Origin of the sequence: Phyllobacterium sp. YR531 (assembly GCF_000282595.1) — a bacterium.
Lineage (GTDB): Bacteria > Pseudomonadota > Alphaproteobacteria > Rhizobiales > Rhizobiaceae > Phyllobacterium.
Genome location: NZ_AKIZ01000035.1, coordinates 45,566 through 62,496, shown reverse-complemented (window position 1 = coordinate 62,496; position 16,931 = coordinate 45,566). Strand labels below are relative to the sequence as shown.

Genomic DNA, 16,931 nt, shown 5'->3' with positions numbered 1-16,931 from the left:
GCTTATCTGACGTTGGTCAATTCTGACCGATTGCCTTGGTTCTTGCCAGCAACTTTTGCGCTACCTCAAGATGCATACGCTCGACCATGCGACCATTCAATGAAATTGCACCCTTGCCTGCGTTATCAGAAAGTGAGAACGCCTCCACAATCGAGCGTGCGTCAGCTACGGATTTGTCGTCAGGCGTGAATGCCTCGTTTGCCGGTTCAATCTGAGAGGGATGGATCAGTGTCTTTCCATCAAACCCCATTTTGACGGCCTCGGCACACTCACTCGCGAAGCCGGAAAGATCTTTGAAGTCGTTATAAACGCCATCAATGATATCCAGCTGACCGGCCTTGGCGCAAAGCAGGATTTGCATCAACCAAGGTGTGAAGAACTGGCGGCCTTTCTGCAAAACTGTACCGGTTTCCTTGGCTATGTCATTGGTGCCGACAACGAAGCAATCAAGTCTGGCCGCAGATCGAAGACCAAGTTCAGCGATTTCATCAGCATTGATGATTCCGCGGGTGGTTTCTATCATCGCCCAGAGCCGCACATTCTCGGAGGCATCGGTTTCTTCAAGAACTTCAGCTACCCCCGTCACATCTTGCAGGTTTTCGACTTTCGGCAGCAGGATTGCGTTAGGTTTACAGGCGCGAGCAGCAAGAAGATCTTCACTTCCCCACTCGCTGGCGAGATGATTGATGCGAATTATGCGCTCGGCACGGCTATCCGGATTGCTTTTGAAATAAACCCGCAGCGCCTCACGGGCGTCATCCTTGACCTCCGGAGCAACAGCATCCTCCAGATCGAAGATGATCGCATCCGCATCCAGCGATGCCACTTTGGCCAAGGCTTTCGGATTGGATGCGGGAACATAAAGGACAGATCGGCGCGTACGGAAAAGCTTGCTCATCACAACTTTTTGCCTCGAAGATGTTTGCAAGGCAAGAGGCGGGATAGATCAAGCCTAAAGTGCCACAGGTGAAATGCTTTGATTCGTGGCGCAGCTGGTGTAAAGCCAAGAGTATTCTCTAATCTACGCACGGACTTACAGGCAGCTATCATGGATAAATTTACCCAGCTCACGGGCGTGGCCGCTCCACTGCCCATCATCAATGTCGATACAGATATGATCATTCCTAAGGATTACCTTAAGACGATCAAGCGTACCGGCTTGGGCACGGGGCTATTTGCCGAAATGCGCTATAATGAAGATGGCAGCGAGAATTCCGATTTCGTCCTGAACAAGACTGCATACCGCAAGGCGCAGATTCTTGTCGCCGGTGATAATTTCGGTTGCGGTTCCAGCCGCGAGCATGCCCCATGGGCATTGCTGGATTTCGGTATCCGCTGCGTCATTTCCACCAGCTTTGCTGACATTTTCTACAATAACTGCTTCAAGAACGGCATTTTGCCGATCCGTGTGAGCCAGGAAAATCTGGACAAGCTAATGGATGATGCGCAGCGTGGCTCAAATGCTACCCTGTCCATTGACCTTGAAGCCTTGACAATCAAAGGCCCTGACGGTGGATCGATCAGCTTCGAGCTGGATGAGTTCCGCCGCTACTGCATGCTCAATGGTCTGGACGATATCGGTCTGACCATGGAAAAGGCTTCGAAGATAGATAATTTCGAGGCATCCAATACCGAAAAGCGTCCATGGGCCTGATTGGTCCGCAGCATGGAAAAAGGGGCCCGGTTTTACCGGGCTTTTTTATTCAGGGTAGAAGGGCAGGCGCGAGTTTGTGTTTAAGATAATTTCCCAAAATGCTTTTCTTCTTTGCTCAAGTTGCGCTAAGTACGCGCCATCCAGACTTGAGTTGATCACATAACGAGGTTTCCAGCATGGCATCGAAAAAGCTTTTCCTTCTTCCTGGCGATGGTATCGGTCCTGAGGCAATGGCCGAAGTCCGCAAGATTATTGCCTATATGAATGCTGAGCTGAAAGCCGGCTTTGAGCTCGAGGAGGGTTTGGTGGGCGGCTGCGCTTATGACGCACATGGCAAAGCCATTTCCGAAACGGATATGGAAAAGGCGTTGGCATCTGATGCTGTCTTGTTCGGTGCCGTCGGTGGCCCAAAGTGGGATAGTGTTCCTTACGATGTGCGCCCTGAGGCCGGTCTCCTGCGTTTGCGCAAGGATATGGAGCTTTTTGCCAATCTGCGTCCTGCCATCTGCTATCCGGCACTGGCAGATTCATCGTCTTTGAAAAAGGAAATCGTTGAAGGTCTGGATATTCTCATCGTTCGGGAATTGACCGGCGGCGTGTATTTCGGCGAGCCGAAGGAAATTCGCGATCTCGGCAATGGCCAGAAGCGTGGCATTGATACCCAGGTTTACGACACATACGAGATCGAGCGTATTTCGGGCGTGGCCTTCGAATTGGCGCGGACTCGCGGCAACAAGGTCACCTCGATGGAAAAGCGCAATGTCATGAAGTCCGGTGTCTTGTGGAACGAAGTTGTCACCGCGACGCACAAGGCAAAATATTCCGATGTGAAGCTTGATCACATGCTTGCCGATGCAGGTGGCATGCAGCTTGTACGCTGGCCCAAGCAGTTCGACGTTATCGTCACCGACAATCTATTTGGTGACATGCTTTCGGATATTGCCGCGATGCTCACAGGCTCGCTGGGTATGTTGCCTTCGGCCTCGCTTGGTGCGCCAGACGGAAAAACCGGGAGCCGTAAAGCGCTTTATGAGCCGGTGCATGGTTCTGCACCGGACATTGCCGGTACAGGCGCGGCAAATCCAATTGCAATGATTGCTTCTTTTGCGATGTGCCTGCGTTATTCGTTCAATATGGTTGCTGAGGCCGATCGGTTGGAAGCTGCAATCGCCGGAGTGCTTGACGATGGTATTCGAACAGCAGACATCATGTCGGATGGCATGATCAAGGTTGGCACTGTCGAGATGGGCGATGCGATCCTCGCCAAATTCAAATCTCTGGCTGTCTGATCACTATTACTGAAATCAAAAGCCCGGCGCGATTGCTCGCGCCGGGCTTTTTGTTTGGAGCTGTTATTTAACTTCGTCCAGATCTGTATCTTTCGTATCGCGAACGAAGAGCAGCCCGATGATCAATGTCATCGCAGCAATCACGATCGGATACCAAAGCCCGTAGTAAATATCGCCCTTGGCAGCGCTCATCGCGAACACCGTTGCAGGGAGCAGGCCACCGAACCAGCCGTTACCGATATGGTATGGCAAAGACATGCCGGTGTAGCGGATGCGAGTCGGGAACATTTCAACCAATATTGCTGCAATCGGTCCGTAAACCATCGTCACATAGATAACGAGAATAAACAGAATACCGACGACCATTGGCCAATTGACCGCTGCCGGATCGGCTACCATCTTGAACGCACCAGCTTTGGGTACGGAGTAGACCGTAACCTCTGTGGCACCGGCAGCTTCTTCGGCGGTAATCAGTTTGTCCTTCACGGCTTGGTCAACCGGAACGACAGTCTTTTCACCGGCGCGGATAGCAGCCGCATCAAGCGCCAATTTTGGATTTCCTGCCACCAAGGCGTCCAGTTTGCTGTCTGCAACCTTTGCAGGGTCGCGTACCAGTGGATAACCGCCATCCTGAAGCGCAATATTCACGCCCTTTTTGAATGCACCATCTTTTGCTGCTGCCTCAGCGCCAGCAGTGGTTGCATCGTAGGATTCAACTGTCTCCGCTCCGATCTTGACAGTCGCAGCAGTTCCTGCAGCGGCTGTTGCGACAATGTCGTAAGGAATGGAATTCTTCGCGAGGAAGTCAGTTGCGATATCACACGATGTGAGTGGCTTTCTAGTGCCAACCGGATTGAACTGGAAGTTACAATCTCCCGGTGCCGCAGTCACGGTTGCCCTTACGTTCTGCTGTGCCGAAGCAAGGGCCGGATTGGCGGCCCATGTCAGAGCTTTAAACAGCGGGAAGTAAGTGATGATCGCGAGCGCCAGACCAGCCATGATGATCGGCTTGCGGCCAATCTTGTCGGAAAGCCAGCCAAAGAGGACGAAGAAGCCCGTGCCAAGCAATAGTGCGATGGCAATCATGATGTTAACCGACTGGCCGTCAACCTTGAGAACGTTCTGCAGGAAGAACAGCGCGTAGAACTGACCTGAATACCAGACAACAGCCTGACCTGCAGTCAATCCGAAAAGAGCAAGCAACGCGATCTTGGCATTCTTCCACTGGCCGAATGCTTCTGAAAGCGGCGCCTTGGAGCCCTTGCCTTCTTCCTTCATCTTTTTGAAGGCAGGCGATTCACTCAACGAAAGCCGAATCCAGACAGAAATTCCAAGGAGAACGAATGACAGGATGAATGGTATACGCCAGCCCCAAGCGGAGAAAGCTTCCTTGGTCATTGAATTCTGTATGATCAGGATCACGATGAGCGACAGGAACAGGCCCAGCGTTGCTGTGGTCTGAATCCAGGACGTATAGAAACCACGGCGGTTGCTCGGTGCATGTTCAGCAACATAAGTCGCTGCGCCACCATATTCACCGCCAAGGGCAAGGCCCTGAAGCATACGCAGGACGATCAGGATGATCGGCGCTGCGATACCCCAACTTGCTGACCCTGGCAGAATGCCGACCAGAAAGGTCGAAAGGCCCATAATCAGGATTGTAACAAGGAAGGTATATTTCCGGCCAACGAGGTCTCCGATACGCCCGAAGACCAGTGCGCCAAATGGGCGGACCAGAAAGCCGGCGGCGAAAGCAAGCAAAGCAAAGATATTGCGGGTTGCTTCAGGATATTCACTGAAGAACGCGGCGCCGATGAAGGCAGCCAAAGAACCGTACAGGTAAAAGTCATACCATTCAAAAACAGTGCCGAGAGAAGAAGCGAAGATCACCTTCTTTTCTTCCCGCGTCATCCCCCGGCTGGTAGCGCCGGCCACGGTAGTGGATGCCATTTCTATTCCTCCCAGAAAACAGCAATTAAGCCCCAAGTTCAAAGAGACATGATAAGTCTAAACCGTGTGCCATGCCCCCATTTTGACACATACGCGCGCTCTTTATTGCTTGGCTTATTGCTGTCGCAGATCGCGCGCTGGTGAATGTCCTTGTGAATTTCTTTCCCCCAAGGTCATACAACCCAATGCCCCAATGAATTGTTGACTAAATATTGAAGAAAGCAAAGCCCGTAACTTGTATCAAATGTCTAAAATTGTGTGTAACACGACATATTCTTGCTCGTTAAAGATGTAATTGACTCTTTTAGGAAACCGCGTACAAGCACAAGCGGACAAGGAGAGCCTCGCATGCATAGCGAATCAACATCGCTATTTTCATTGAACGACTCCGGCATTTTCGCCGGTTGCGTTGCTGCGCCTGCTGTTCTGACTAAAATTTCGGCCAAAAAACTCTCGAAAATGACCACCAAAACGGTCTGATTTCCCTTGGCCTGCTCGCCCCCTCCCGGGTCCGGCCCGGGGGATAGGACCCGCGGTGGCCAGCGGGTTATAAGCAGCGGAGAGGGACAGGAGAATTACAAATGAGTTTCAAGGTTGCGATTGTTGGCGCCACAGGCAATGTGGGCCGCGAAATGTTGACAATACTCGAGGAGCGCGGCTTTCCGGTAAGCGAAGTTGTAGCGCTCGCTTCACGCCGTTCTCAGGGGACAGAGGTCTCCTATGGCGACCGTACGCTTAAGGTTAAAGCGCTCGATACCTATGATTTTTCCGACACTGATATTTGCCTGATGTCCGCTGGTGGCAATATTTCAAAGGAATGGTCGCCGAAAATCGGCGCGCAGGGCTGTGTTGTCATCGATAACTCGTCGGCTTGGCGCTACGATTCAAATGTGCCGTTGATTGTTCCGGAAGTTAATCCAGACGCGATTGCCGGGTTCAGCAAGAAGAACATCATTGCCAATCCGAATTGCTCGACCGCACAGCTCGTGGTTGCCTTGAAGCCTTTGCACGACAAGGCGCGCATCAAGCGCCTCGTTATTGCGACCTACCAGTCTGTTTCCGGCGCTGGCAAGGACGGTATGGATGAGTTGTTCCAGCAATCACGCGCGGTGTTCGTGGCTGATCCTGTGGAGGCGAAGAAGTTTACCAAGCGCATCGCCTTCAACGTTATTCCGCATATCGATGTTTTCATGGAAGACGGGTATACAAAGGAAGAGTGGAAGATGGTCGCCGAGACCAAGAAGATGCTCGACCCAAAGATCAAATTGACAGCAACCTGTGTACGCGTTCCTGTTTTCATTGGTCACTCGGAAGCCGTGAATATCGAGTTTGAAAGCCCGATGAGTGCCGAAGAAGCGCGGGAAATCCTGAGCGATGCGCCGGGCTGCCTGGTTATCGACCGTCACGAAGATGGTGGCTACATCACGCCTTATGAGGCAGCCGGCGAAGACGCGACCTATATTTCGCGTATCCGTGAGGACATCACCGTCGAAAATGGCCTGTCGCTCTGGATTGTTTCGGATAACCTTCGCAAGGGCGCTGCGCTGAACACTGTGCAGATTGCTGAACTTCTGGTTGCACGCGGACTAATCCAGCCAAAGAAAATTGCTGCGTAACAGCCGATATCACTTGTTTGTAAAAGGCGCTGGAGACAGCGCCTTTTATTTTGCTTCGTCGAGGCTTGCCACAAGATTGTCCCGCAAGCCGATCAGCTCGGCACGCATGCCCCGTGCCTCATCCATTGTGCAACCGAATGCCTGCCCCATTGCGATCGGCACGGATTCAGCCCGTTCTTTCATCGCCCTGCCTTCATCTGTCAAGTTGATCAGAACCTGACGCTCGTCGGCCTTGTCGCGCCGCCGTGATATTAACCCAGCTGCCTCAAGCCTCTTTAACAGTGGTGTCAAAGTACCTGAATCCAGGCTAAGCTTGTCACCGATTGCAGTAACGGTCTGGTTCTCTTCTTCCCACAAAACCACCATCACCAGATATTGCGGATAGGTCAGCTTCAACGCTGTCAGGCGGGGCTGATAGGCACGCGTAACAGCGTTCGCCGTGGAATAGATGGCGAAGCAAAGAAAATTCTCCAGCTTCAACTGTGACTCCTGGCCCTTCTCTTTCATATTCATTTCCTGTTCCTTCTCAATAGCTTGGCACAGAATAGCCAAGTGTTTTGAATTGCACATCATTTAATTTTTCATCATTTATGAAAATAACTATTGCATACAATTTAATTGCGTGCAATTTAATATGCATCGAACAATCACAACCCCGAAAGGAAATGAAAATGAGCATTCTCTATACAACCAAAGCGACAGCAACCGGCGGACGTGACGGTAGTGCCAAAAGTGAAGATGGTCGTCTGGAAGTTACGCTTTCGACACCAAAGGAACTTGGTGGTAACGGTGCGCAGGGCACCAATCCTGAACAGCTATTCGGCGCGGGATACTCCGCCTGCTTTCTCGGTGCATTGAAGTTTGTAGCTTCGCAGAAGAAGATCAAGCTTTCCGAGGAAACCGCCGTCACCGCCACCGTTGGAATTGGCCCGCGTGAAGACGGTAAAGGCTTTGGCCTGGACGTAGCACTTGCTGTGACATTGCCAGGCATTGAAGCTGGACAGGCCCGCGAACTCGTCGATGCAGCCCACATCGTCTGCCCTTACTCGGAAGCAACCCGCAGCAATCTCGACGTACGTATTTCGATTAATTGATGCTTGAAACCGTCACCGTAGAGTTATGAAGGAGAGCTAGCATCATGAGCAACAGCTTAAAGAATTTGACCTCACGCCGTTCGGTACTGACCGCAGGCATTGGAGTGGCAGCAGTTCTCAGCCTTCCATCTCTTCCTGCGGTGGCGGCTGATAAAGCCAGGCAGAAAAAATCCGACCAACCCGTGAAAGGACATAAAACAATGACCACGATCACTACAAAGGATGGAACAGAGATTTACTACAAGGATTGGGGCAAGGGGCAGCCAGTCGTTTTCAGCCATGGCTGGCCACTTTCTTCAGACGCATGGGAAGACCAGATGTTTTTCCTCGCCTCCAATGGCTACCGCGTTATTGCCCATGATCGGCGTGGTCATGGACGTTCCAGCCAACCTTGGAACGGCAATGATATGGATACCTATGCCGATGATCTTGCCGAGCTGTTTGAGGAACTCGATCTCAAAGACGCAATTATGGTCGGCCACTCAACCGGAGGTGGTGAAGTTGCCCGTTATATAGGTCGTCACGGTACCAAACGTGTAGCCAAAGCTGTTCTCGTCGGTGCAGTGCCTCCGCTTATGCTGAAGACAGATGCAAATCCCGAAGGCCTTCCTATCGATGTTTTCAATGGCATTCGTGATGGCGTCATTGCCGACCGCTCGCAATTTTTCAAGGATCTCTCTCTCCCGTTCTATGGCTATAATCGAACTGGTGCGAAAGAGTCTGAAGGTATCAGGAACGCCTTCTGGCTACAGGGGATGATGGCTGGAATGCCTGCCTCGTATTTCTGCATCAAGGCGTTCTCTGAAACCGACTTTACGGAAGATCTGAAAAAGATCGACGTGCCCACATTGTTTATCCATGGTGACGATGACCAGATCGTTCCGATCGACGATGCTGCCCGTAAAGCCGTGAAGCTGGTAAAGAATGCCACCCTGAACGTCTATGCCGGTGCGCCGCATGGCCTAGCCACGACGCACAAGGACAAGCTTAACGCTGATCTTCTGGCTTTCGCCAAATCCTGATTGCTACAATCTCAAAGCCCACGCTTTTCGATCATGGCATCGGGCGTGGGCATTTTACCCCGGAAAGCCTTGTAAAGCTCTTCGGGGTCTTTGCTGCCGCCCGCCGAATAAATATACTTCTTCAACTTCGAAGCGAGTTCGGAGTTGAACGAATCCCCGGTCTCCTCAAAAGCCTTGAACGCATCAGCATCAAGCACTTCTGACCACAAATAGGAATAATACCCGGCGGAATATCCTTCACCGGAGAACACATGTTTGAAATGCGGGGTACGGTGGCGCATGATAATGGCGTCTGGCATGTCGAGCTGCTGCAATGTAGCTGCCTCAAACTTGATCGGATTTTCCGGCGGGGTACCATCTGCATGGAATGCCATATCGACCAATGCCGATGAGGTGAACTCCACCGTGTTGAAACCGGCGTTGAATGTGTCGGCTGCAAGCACTTTATCCAGCAATGCCTTTGGCATTGCTTCTCCGGTGCGATAGTGGATCGCGTATTTCTGGAGTATTGCAGGTACAGTCAGCCAATGCTCATAGAGTTGGGATGGAAGCTCAACAAAGTCGCGTGAAACGGATGTGCCGGAAACGGCTGGCCATGTGACATTGGAAAGGAGGCCGTGCAGGGCGTGGCCGAATTCATGGAAAAGTGTACGTGCGCCATCCAGCGACAGCAGTGCTGGTTCGCCCTTTATTGGTTTGGCAGAATTCATCACATTGTAGATGATCGGCTTTTGTACTGAGCCCAGTTTGTGTTGCGACTGCAATGCGCTCATCCATGCGCCGGAGTGTTTCGACTGGCGACTGAAATAGTCGCCAATGAACACGCCGCATTCCGTTCCGTCCGGATTGAAGACTTTCCAGACGCGCACATCCGGGTGCCAGGTTGTGATCCCAGACTTTTCCTTGAATGTGATACCGAACAGGCGTGTCGCAACTTCGAAGCAAGCTTCAATGATTTTTTCGAGCTGCAAATATGGTTTCAATTCAGCCGCATCGAAGGCGAAGCGCTCGCTGCGGAGCTTTTCAGCGTAGAAGCGCCAGTCCCAAGGCGCGACCTTGTGATTGCGCCCGTCTTTGGTGATCAATTGCTGCAGATCGTTCTCTTCTTCTTCGGCACGTGCCTTGGCCTTTTGCCAAACCGGTTCCAACAGGTCCATCACTGCTTTGGGCGTCTTCGCCATGCTGTCGTCAAGCTTGTAGGCAGCAAAGCTCTTATATCCGAGAAGCTGCGCCTTCTCTGATCGAAGAGCCACAGTCTGCGCGACGATGGCGACATTGTCGGTAGCTCCGCCATTCTCACCCCGTGCCGCCCAGGCGCGGAATGCTTTTTCGCGCAGATCACGATTTTCCGAGAACGATAGGAAAGGCTCAATAATTTCGCGTGACAACGTAACGGCCCATGCATCTGCACGGTTGCGCTCTTCAGCAGCTCCACGCATGGCATCGCGAACGAAATCAGGCAAACCGGCAAGCTCAGAATCGTCCGTAATGAATAACGCCCAGTCAGACTCGTCCTTCAGCACATTCTGGTCAAACTGCGCGCCGAGGCTTGCCAGTTTCTCATTTATGTCCGCAAGACGTGCCTTGCCCTGATCATCCAGCCGCGCGCCGCTGCGTACAAAACCTTTCCAGACTTTTTCCAGCACGCGATCCGTTTCAGAATCCAGCCCGAGCAGATCACGCTGTTCGTAGAGGGAATCGATACGGGCGAACAAATGCGGATTCATCATGATGGAGGATGAATGACGGGACAGTTTGGGAGCTATTGCTCGCTCGAGTGCCTGAATCGTATCGTTGGTGTTCGCACCGGTCAGCATCCAGAAGATTGATGATACCCGATCTAGCGATTGGCCGGAAAGCTGCAGAGCTTTCAACGTGTTTTCGATTGTAGGCGCTTCATGATGGCTGATAATTGCATCAATGTCGGCAAGATCGTCCGCCAAGGCCGCATCGAAAGCCGCGGCAAAGTCGTGATCATTGAAGGCTGTAAAGTCCGGCAGACCCAGAGGCCCTGTCCAGTTTGTCAACGCGGCATTGATGGCTGGCTTGTCTGAAGGCATGGGGAACTCCGTCGTATGAACTTATGGCTATCATCTAGGGTGCCAAATTGGCGACAACAAGCGACAAAAGTAAAACGGCGGGACCAGCCCGCCGTTTTGTATTCTTAGCTGTTGCGCTTGCGCGCTGCGAGCGTACGCAACCGAAGAGCATTCAGGCGGATGAAGCCTGCAGCATCTTTCTGATCATAGGCACCGCGGTCATCTTCGAATGTGACAAGAGCATCAGAGTAGAGGGACTTGTTCGACTTGCGTCCGGAAACCATGACGTTGCCTTTATAGAGTTTCAGGCGGACAGTGCCTTCTACGTCTTCCTGGCTTTTGTCGATCATGGCCTGCAGCATTTCACGCTCAGGTGAGTACCAGAAACCATTATAGATCAATTCCGCATAGCGTGGCATGAACTCATCCTTGAGATGCGCCGCCCCGCGATCAAGCGTGATTGATTCCATTGCGCGATGTGCTGCAAGCAGGATCGTGCCGCCGGGCGTTTCATAAACGCCGCGTGATTTCATGCCAACGAAACGGTTCTCGACCAGATCGAGGCGACCAATTCCGTTGTCGTGACCAAGATCGTTCAATGTCTTCAACAAGGTTGCCGGCGAAAGCGGCTTGCCATCGATAGCGACTGCATCACCCTTTTCAAAGGCAATCTCGATTTCAGTGACTTTGTCTGGTGCGTCCATAGGTGAGATTGTGCGCTGGTGAACATATTCCGGGGCTTCCTGCCATGGGTCTTCCAGCACTTTGCCTTCCGAGGAAGAATGAAGAAGATTGGCATCAACAGAGAAGGGAGCTTCTCCGAGCTTGTCTTTGGCAATCGGAATCTGATGTTCGCGTGCGAACTCGAGGAGATCTGTACGGGACTTGAAAGTCCAGTCGCGCCAAGGTGCGATAACCTTGATATCAGGATTGAGCGCATATGCTGACAGCTCGAAACGAACCTGATCGTTGCCTTTTCCAGTCGCGCCATGCGCTATCGCGTCGGCTCCGGTGCGGGCAGCAATTTCTACAAGATGTTTCGAGATAAGCGGGCGCGCAATTGACGTGCCAAGCAGGTACACACCTTCATAAACGGCATTGGCGCGGAACATCGGAAAAACAAAGTCGCGAACGAATTCTTCGCGAACGTCTTCAATGTAGATTTCCTTGATACCAAGCATCTCGGCCTTCTTGCGCGCAGGCTCAAGCTCCTCGCCCTGACCAAGATCCGCAGTGAAGGTAACGACCTCTGCGCCAAGTTCTGTCTGCAGCCATTTCAGGATGATCGAAGTATCCAGTCCACCCGAATAGGCCAACACGACTTTCTTGACGTCTTTCCATTTATTCATTGCAAATATCCTGTCTGTAGACCGCCGTCGCGATCCCGAAATTTCAATTGGGGTCTTGTAGCATTTGCGCCGCTATTGGCAAGCGTAGCTAAAACGCAAAGAAGAGCAAATACGTATGGCAAAACGCCATCTTTCGCGTTAGCTTCCGCCAGTTTTTCTCGGAGCCCATGATGAACTTCATTCCCGACTGGCCAATTATATTGCAGTTCGCAGTTGCTACTTTTGTTCTCTCGATTACGCCGGGGCCGGATATGACGCTTTTTGTCGGGCGTGCGCTATCTGAAGGCAAGGCTGCGGGTTTTGCCTGCATGGCGGGTGCCTGCACCGGCATCGTTATTCATACGACAATGGTGGCCATTGGCTTGTCGGCGCTTATCGTGGCCTCACCCGCTGCTTTTCTTGCACTGAAGGTAGTGGGTGCCGGCTATCTGGTTTGGCTGGCCTATCAGGCGATCCGTTACGGTTCCGCGTTCTCACCTGAGAAGAAGACCGGGCAGGCCCATACATTATTTCAGAATTGGCTGACCGGATTGGGTATCAATCTGCTCAACCCGAAGATCATTCTCTTCTTCATGACGTTCCTGCCACAGTTCGTTTCCGCCAGCGATCCGCATGCGCCAGGCAAACTGTTTTTTCTTGGCGTTCTTTTCATACCGCTTTCATTGCCGGTGGTTGCACCGATGATCATAGCGGCCGACAGGTTTTCAATGCTGCTAAGAAAGAACCCGACTGTAACACGCATTACAGACTGGTTATTTGCCGGTGTTTTCTCAGCCTTTGCTGCCAAGATTCTGCTGGCCCAGGCGAAATAGTTTTATAATGTAGTGGTAGGGCGGGGCGGGAAAATGCCAGCACTGCGCCCGGAGATCATCCAGTAAACGAAACCGCCTACAACACCTGTGGCAAGGATGGCGGCGAATGTGCTGATATCTTCGGTCTGAGGACGCCACTTCCAAACGATGACGACCACAGCCGTAGCGGCACCACCAAGCGCATAGAAAAGCCAGTCGCGCCATGCCGTCAATTCGGCATAGATGATGATAAGGGCCGCTGGGACGAATACGCTATAGCCAATCGCCGAGGCAAAGGCTGGTATGGTCAAATAAAGAAACGGACCTTCACCACCAATCCATTCCGTGCTGCCGATCAGAAGCATATTGAGAAATATCGATGCGGCAAAGATCGCGCAGACAAATCCGAAAACGATCAGCGCGAAACGTACGAGGTACACCATACGCGTCAGTCTTCGCCGTGACCGGCGATCATGGCTGCTTCAAATGCCAGACGCTCAGTCTTTTTCATACGTTCCGACTCTGATTTGAGCTGGCCGCAAGCAGCCAGAATATCGCGACCGCGCGGTGTACGGATGGGCGATGCATAGCCTGCTGCGTTGACATAATCGGCGAATTTTTCAATCTGCTCCCAGTCAGAGCATTGATAATTTACACCTGGCCACGGATTGAAAGGGATCAGATTGATCTTGGCTGGGATGCCTTTAAGCATCCTGACCAGTTCCTTGGCATCGTCCAACGAGTCGTTGACGCCTTTGAGCATGACGTACTCAAAAGTAATGCGCTTGGAGTTGGACAAGCTTGGATAGGCACGGCAAGCTGCAAGCAACTCCTGCAACGGATACTTCTTGTTGATCGGCACCAGCATGTCGCGCAGGTCATCTGTTACCGCATGCAGGGAGATAGCCAGCATGACGCCGATCTCTTCGCCCGCACGATAAATCTCCGGCACGACGCCCGATGTCGATAGAGTAATGCGGCGCCGCGATAGTGAAAGCCCTGCATCGTCAGCAGCAATGAGCAGTGCCTTTTTGACGTTCTCGAAATTGTAGAGCGGCTCGCCCATGCCCATCATGACGATGTTGGACACTTTACGGCCCTCTGCCGGGACGATGGTGCCATCCGGCGTATTGCGATCGGGAAAGTCACCCAGACGATCGCGTGCAACCAGAAGCTGCGATAGAATTTCTTCGGCTGTCAGATTGCGCACGAGCTTCTGTGTACCCGTGTGGCAGAATGAGCAGGTGAGGGTGCAACCGACCTGACTGGAAATGCAAAGTGTGCCACGTCCCTCTTCAGGAATGTAAACTGTTTCGATTTCTACGGGGCGGCCTGCACCACGGGCCGGAAAACGGAAAAGCCATTTCCGCGTACCATCATTTGAAATCTGTTCTTCAACGATTTCCGGGCGGGCGATGTTGAAGTTGCGGCCCAGCAATTCACGCATATCGCGCGAAATATTCTGCATGTCGTCGAAGTTCGAAACACCACGTACATAAAGCCAGTGCCAGACCTGTGCCACACGCATTTTGGCTTGCCGTTCAGGCACACCAACGGCAATGAGGGCCTCTGCCAGTTCCGGACGCGTCAGACCGATCAGCGAAGGCTTTTCAGCCATCGGAGCGCGAACGGCATCACGGGATTTATCCCGGGCAACAGGATGTGTCAGGTCAAGCGAAACGGACATGGGTTTTTCTAACGTTTGTAACGGAAGCGCGGCTCATATCACGTTCCAGCGGCCACGTCACCTCTACAAGCAAAAAGGCCCGGCATGTGCCGGGCCCTTCGCAAGAAATGGAGCTATTAAGACTATTTGCAAGTGGAAATCGCCTTTAGAGCTGCCGAAACGCCTTTCAGCGAATAGGCATAGCTTGTCTTGGTTCCACGCTTGGAAACAGCGTTGATCGACATATTATGTCCTGCCCGCAAGGCGGCAACGAGCTGCGGCTCTTCTGCTGCGTTTTCCATCCAGCCATGGCTGCCATTGGTGAACATGGAGAATGTGCGGTCATCAATCTTGACGAGGACTTTTGAATTTTCCTGCAGATCATAGCCAGCCTTGAATTGCGGTTCGAAACTGACATTCTGGCCGGGTTTCTGGCTTACCATGAAGAAATTGTCGCCATGGTCGATCTTCGCTGGCTGCTTATCGACCGGCACAGACAGGACGTAGCAGACTTTGCCCTTACCCTGCTGGTAGCTATAAGCACCCCACGCGTTGAACTGGCTAATCTGACTCGGGGTCTGGGCAAGAGCTGTTCCCGCCAGCCCAAGCATGAGCACAGAGGTCGCTACGATTGATTTTCCAAACATGATACCTACCAGTTTTATTTGTACACTTCATAACTCATGAACCGGCAATGGCCCGGAAGGTAATCCAGATGCCGTATTGTCCAGTTCGCTTGTCTTAATTTGACTTAATCTGGGTTACCAAACGGTGAAGACAGGTCAAAAAAGCAGTTTTTAGAGCCAAAAAGGTCACAGCCTCATTCAAGTCCGATGCGGTAACACCAGCCAAATAAAAGCGGCGAGACTTTGACGTTTCATATTTTCACAGTCTTGTGATCTCGGTCAGGCTTTCTCGTCCTTATCGAGATCCTTGATCGCCTGCCGCGCAGCAGCCCTGTGTGCCGGCGTAATGTTGTTGCGGATGGCGCTCAGCGCAGCCATCATTACCGCAACATCGTCGGTAAAGCCGAGCCCCAGGATGAAGTCCGGAATGAAATCCAACGGCAGAACAAAGTAAGCCAGCGAAGCCAGCAATATACCGCGGACTTTGGTCGGCGTGGTAGGATCAAGCGCACAAAAATAGCCAGCGACCAGTTCATCCAGAAACGGGATGTTCTCTGCTGCCTTACGCACGGTTTTCCAGAATGAAGCACGAACGCGCTCCTCCCGGGAACGCTGCTGATGCGCGCTACCCGGTTCCAGAATTTCACCGATCTTGATCTCGTCCATTCCTTTTCCTTCAGTTTGTTCAGCAAGAACATGGGAAGGGATATCGGGAGGTACAAGAGTTTTGCTCACAATGATGTGAATTCTTTGGTAAAGGCTTTTCGTAGCCTGATCTTCTTTCCATGGTGCAAAAATATGAAAACTTCGCCATTTAGCTCTGTTCTGTTTGTTTGCCTCGGCAATATTTGCCGCTCACCAATGGCGGAGGGAGTATTCAGATCGGTGCTGGAGGGCGACGGCAAGGCCGACGGGGTTCTCGTCGATTCTGCTGGAACCAATGGATATCATACCGGAGAAAAGCCCGATTCAAGATCGATCAAGGTCGCTGGGCGGCATGGTGTCGATATTTCCGATCAACATTGCAGGCAGCTTGTTGCCGGTGATTTTACCCGTTTCGACCTGATTGTCGGTATGGACCAGATGAATATCACTGCAATTGAGAGACGCCGCCCAGGCAACGCTACGGCGATAACCGGTCTGTTTTATGAAATTGCGCTCGGCAACGCCAAGCAAATTCCTGATCCCTACTACGGTACCGATGCAGATTTCGAAGCGATCTACCGGATGATCCTTGCAGCCTCGAAAGGCCTCTCCGCAAGGTTCTGATAAGAAGATCGGCGTGATTCCAGAGGCCACGCTTCTTCAACGATATAGGGACCACCGCCAACAGAATCGCGCGATGACATCAGTACGAAACGCCCGACAGAGAAGGGCGCTGTGGAAAAATTACCCCTTGAGGAAAGGTAGTGCGCGATCTCTTCGTTTCGGACATTACGCAGTCTGGCAAGAGAAACGTGTGGTGTAAATTTACGGGGATCAGGTGCAAGCGCCAATCTTTGGCAGATGCGTTCGATTTCGGCTTGCAACGCTTGGATATCAGGCGAGGGTGCAACCGAAGCCACAACACTATGCGGCTTCTTTGATCCGAAAGCGTTGACACCCGACAACCAGAGCGTGAATTCCGGACGTCTTATCCGGTCCAGCGCATTGGCCACCTCGTCAGCGACATGGCCTTCTACATCCCCGATAAATCGCAATGTGATGTGATAATTCTCGACATCAATCCATCGGGCTCCGGGGAGTCCGCCGCGCAACAACGACAGCGAGAGTGCGGCGTCGCGCGGAATTTCGAGGGCAGTAAAGAGACGCGGCATAAGGCATCCTCCCCGAAT

17 protein-coding genes are annotated in these 16,931 nt (G+C 52.2%); 7 read left to right on the top strand and 10 right to left on the bottom strand.

Annotation, left to right across the window (positions count from 1 at the left end; all coding sequences use genetic code 11):
• Positions 1-16 precede the first annotated feature (16 nt).
• Complete coding sequence (locus PMI41_RS18120; protein ID WP_008127274.1) at positions 17-898, bottom strand: CoA ester lyase; 882 nt, start codon at positions 896-898, stop codon at positions 17-19.
• A 150-nt stretch (positions 899-1,048) separates the two neighbouring features.
• Between PMI41_RS18120 and leuD the strand changes: the two genes are divergently transcribed.
• Both leuD and leuB read left to right on the top strand, forming a co-directional pair.
• On the top strand, positions 1,049-1,654 hold the full coding sequence (gene leuD / locus PMI41_RS18115; protein WP_008127271.1) for a 3-isopropylmalate dehydratase small subunit: 606 nt from the start codon (positions 1,049-1,051) through the stop codon (positions 1,652-1,654).
• 176 nt (positions 1,655-1,830) lie between these two features.
• Positions 1,831-2,943, top strand: coding sequence for a 3-isopropylmalate dehydrogenase (gene leuB / locus PMI41_RS18110; RefSeq protein ID WP_008127268.1), 1,113 nt, complete (start codon positions 1,831-1,833; stop codon positions 2,941-2,943).
• 63 nt (positions 2,944-3,006) lie between these two features.
• Here leuB and PMI41_RS18105 read toward each other — a convergent pair whose 3' ends face one another.
• Complete coding sequence (locus PMI41_RS18105; protein ID WP_008127266.1) at positions 3,007-4,893, bottom strand: MFS transporter; 1,887 nt, start codon at positions 4,891-4,893, stop codon at positions 3,007-3,009.
• A gap of 581 nt (positions 4,894-5,474) precedes the next feature.
• Here PMI41_RS18105 and PMI41_RS18100 point away from each other — a divergent pair.
• Complete coding sequence (locus PMI41_RS18100) at positions 5,475-6,509, top strand: aspartate-semialdehyde dehydrogenase (RefSeq protein ID WP_008127261.1); 1,035 nt, start codon at positions 5,475-5,477, stop codon at positions 6,507-6,509.
• Positions 6,510-6,554: 45 nt separating this feature from the next.
• On the opposite strand, the gene PMI41_RS18095 is transcribed toward PMI41_RS18100, so the two are convergent.
• Positions 6,555-7,016 (bottom strand): MarR family transcriptional regulator, encoded by a 462-nt coding sequence (locus tag PMI41_RS18095; protein ID WP_040855869.1) that lies wholly within the window; start codon positions 7,014-7,016, stop codon positions 6,555-6,557.
• Positions 7,017-7,180: 164 nt separating this feature from the next.
• Here PMI41_RS18095 and PMI41_RS18090 point away from each other — a divergent pair, with 164 nt between their 5' ends.
• Together PMI41_RS18090 and PMI41_RS18085 are read left to right on the top strand one after the other, a co-directional pair.
• Positions 7,181-7,603 carry an organic hydroperoxide resistance protein gene (locus PMI41_RS18090; protein ID WP_008127257.1) on the top strand — a complete coding sequence of 141 codons (423 nt, stop codon included), beginning with the start codon at positions 7,181-7,183 and terminating at the stop codon, positions 7,601-7,603.
• A 200-nt stretch (positions 7,604-7,803) separates the two neighbouring features.
• Entirely contained in the window at positions 7,804-8,625 is an 822-nt protein-coding gene (locus tag PMI41_RS18085; protein WP_040855866.1) for an alpha/beta hydrolase, read from the top strand.
• 11 nt (positions 8,626-8,636) lie between these two features.
• Here the strand turns inward: PMI41_RS18085 and PMI41_RS18080 are convergent, their stop codons facing one another.
• Positions 8,637-10,685, bottom strand: a complete 2,049-nt coding sequence (locus PMI41_RS18080) for a M3 family metallopeptidase (RefSeq protein WP_008127253.1) — start codon at positions 10,683-10,685, stop codon at positions 8,637-8,639.
• A gap of 104 nt (positions 10,686-10,789) precedes the next feature.
• Complete coding sequence (locus tag PMI41_RS18075) at positions 10,790-12,013, bottom strand: argininosuccinate synthase (RefSeq protein WP_008127251.1); 1,224 nt, start codon at positions 12,011-12,013, stop codon at positions 10,790-10,792.
• Positions 12,014-12,183: 170 nt separating this feature from the next.
• Between PMI41_RS18075 and PMI41_RS18070 the strand changes: the two genes are divergently transcribed.
• Positions 12,184-12,825 carry a LysE family translocator gene (locus PMI41_RS18070; RefSeq protein ID WP_008127249.1) on the top strand — a complete coding sequence of 214 codons (642 nt, stop codon included), beginning with the start codon at positions 12,184-12,186 and terminating at the stop codon, positions 12,823-12,825.
• Between the two features lie 2 nt (positions 12,826-12,827).
• Here the strand turns inward: PMI41_RS18070 and PMI41_RS18065 are convergent, their stop codons facing one another.
• From PMI41_RS18065 to PMI41_RS18050, 4 genes are all read right to left on the bottom strand, one after another.
• Positions 12,828-13,247, bottom strand: coding sequence for a hypothetical protein (locus PMI41_RS18065; RefSeq protein ID WP_008127248.1), 420 nt, complete (start codon positions 13,245-13,247; stop codon positions 12,828-12,830).
• A 5-nt stretch (positions 13,248-13,252) separates the two neighbouring features.
• Positions 13,253-14,491: a 23S rRNA (adenine(2503)-C(2))-methyltransferase RlmN gene (gene rlmN / locus PMI41_RS18060; protein WP_008127247.1), complete on the bottom strand. Its 1,239-nt coding sequence runs from the start codon at positions 14,489-14,491 to the stop codon at positions 13,253-13,255.
• A 122-nt stretch (positions 14,492-14,613) separates the two neighbouring features.
• Entirely contained in the window at positions 14,614-15,117 is a 504-nt protein-coding gene (locus PMI41_RS18055) for an invasion associated locus B family protein (protein ID WP_008127246.1), read from the bottom strand.
• Between the two features lie 258 nt (positions 15,118-15,375).
• Positions 15,376-15,762, bottom strand: coding sequence for a YkvA family protein (locus PMI41_RS18050; RefSeq protein ID WP_008127245.1), 387 nt, complete (start codon positions 15,760-15,762; stop codon positions 15,376-15,378).
• A gap of 132 nt (positions 15,763-15,894) precedes the next feature.
• Between PMI41_RS18050 and PMI41_RS18045 the strand changes: the two genes are divergently transcribed.
• Complete coding sequence (locus PMI41_RS18045) at positions 15,895-16,365, top strand: low molecular weight protein-tyrosine-phosphatase (RefSeq protein ID WP_040855776.1); 471 nt, start codon at positions 15,895-15,897, stop codon at positions 16,363-16,365.
• Here PMI41_RS18045 and thpR read toward each other — a convergent pair.
• A complete protein-coding gene (gene thpR / locus PMI41_RS18040) occupies positions 16,317-16,913 on the bottom strand; it encodes an RNA 2',3'-cyclic phosphodiesterase (RefSeq protein ID WP_008127243.1) in 597 nt (198 codons plus the stop codon). The genes PMI41_RS18045 and thpR overlap by 49 nt on opposite strands.
• Positions 16,914-16,931 lie beyond the last annotated feature (18 nt).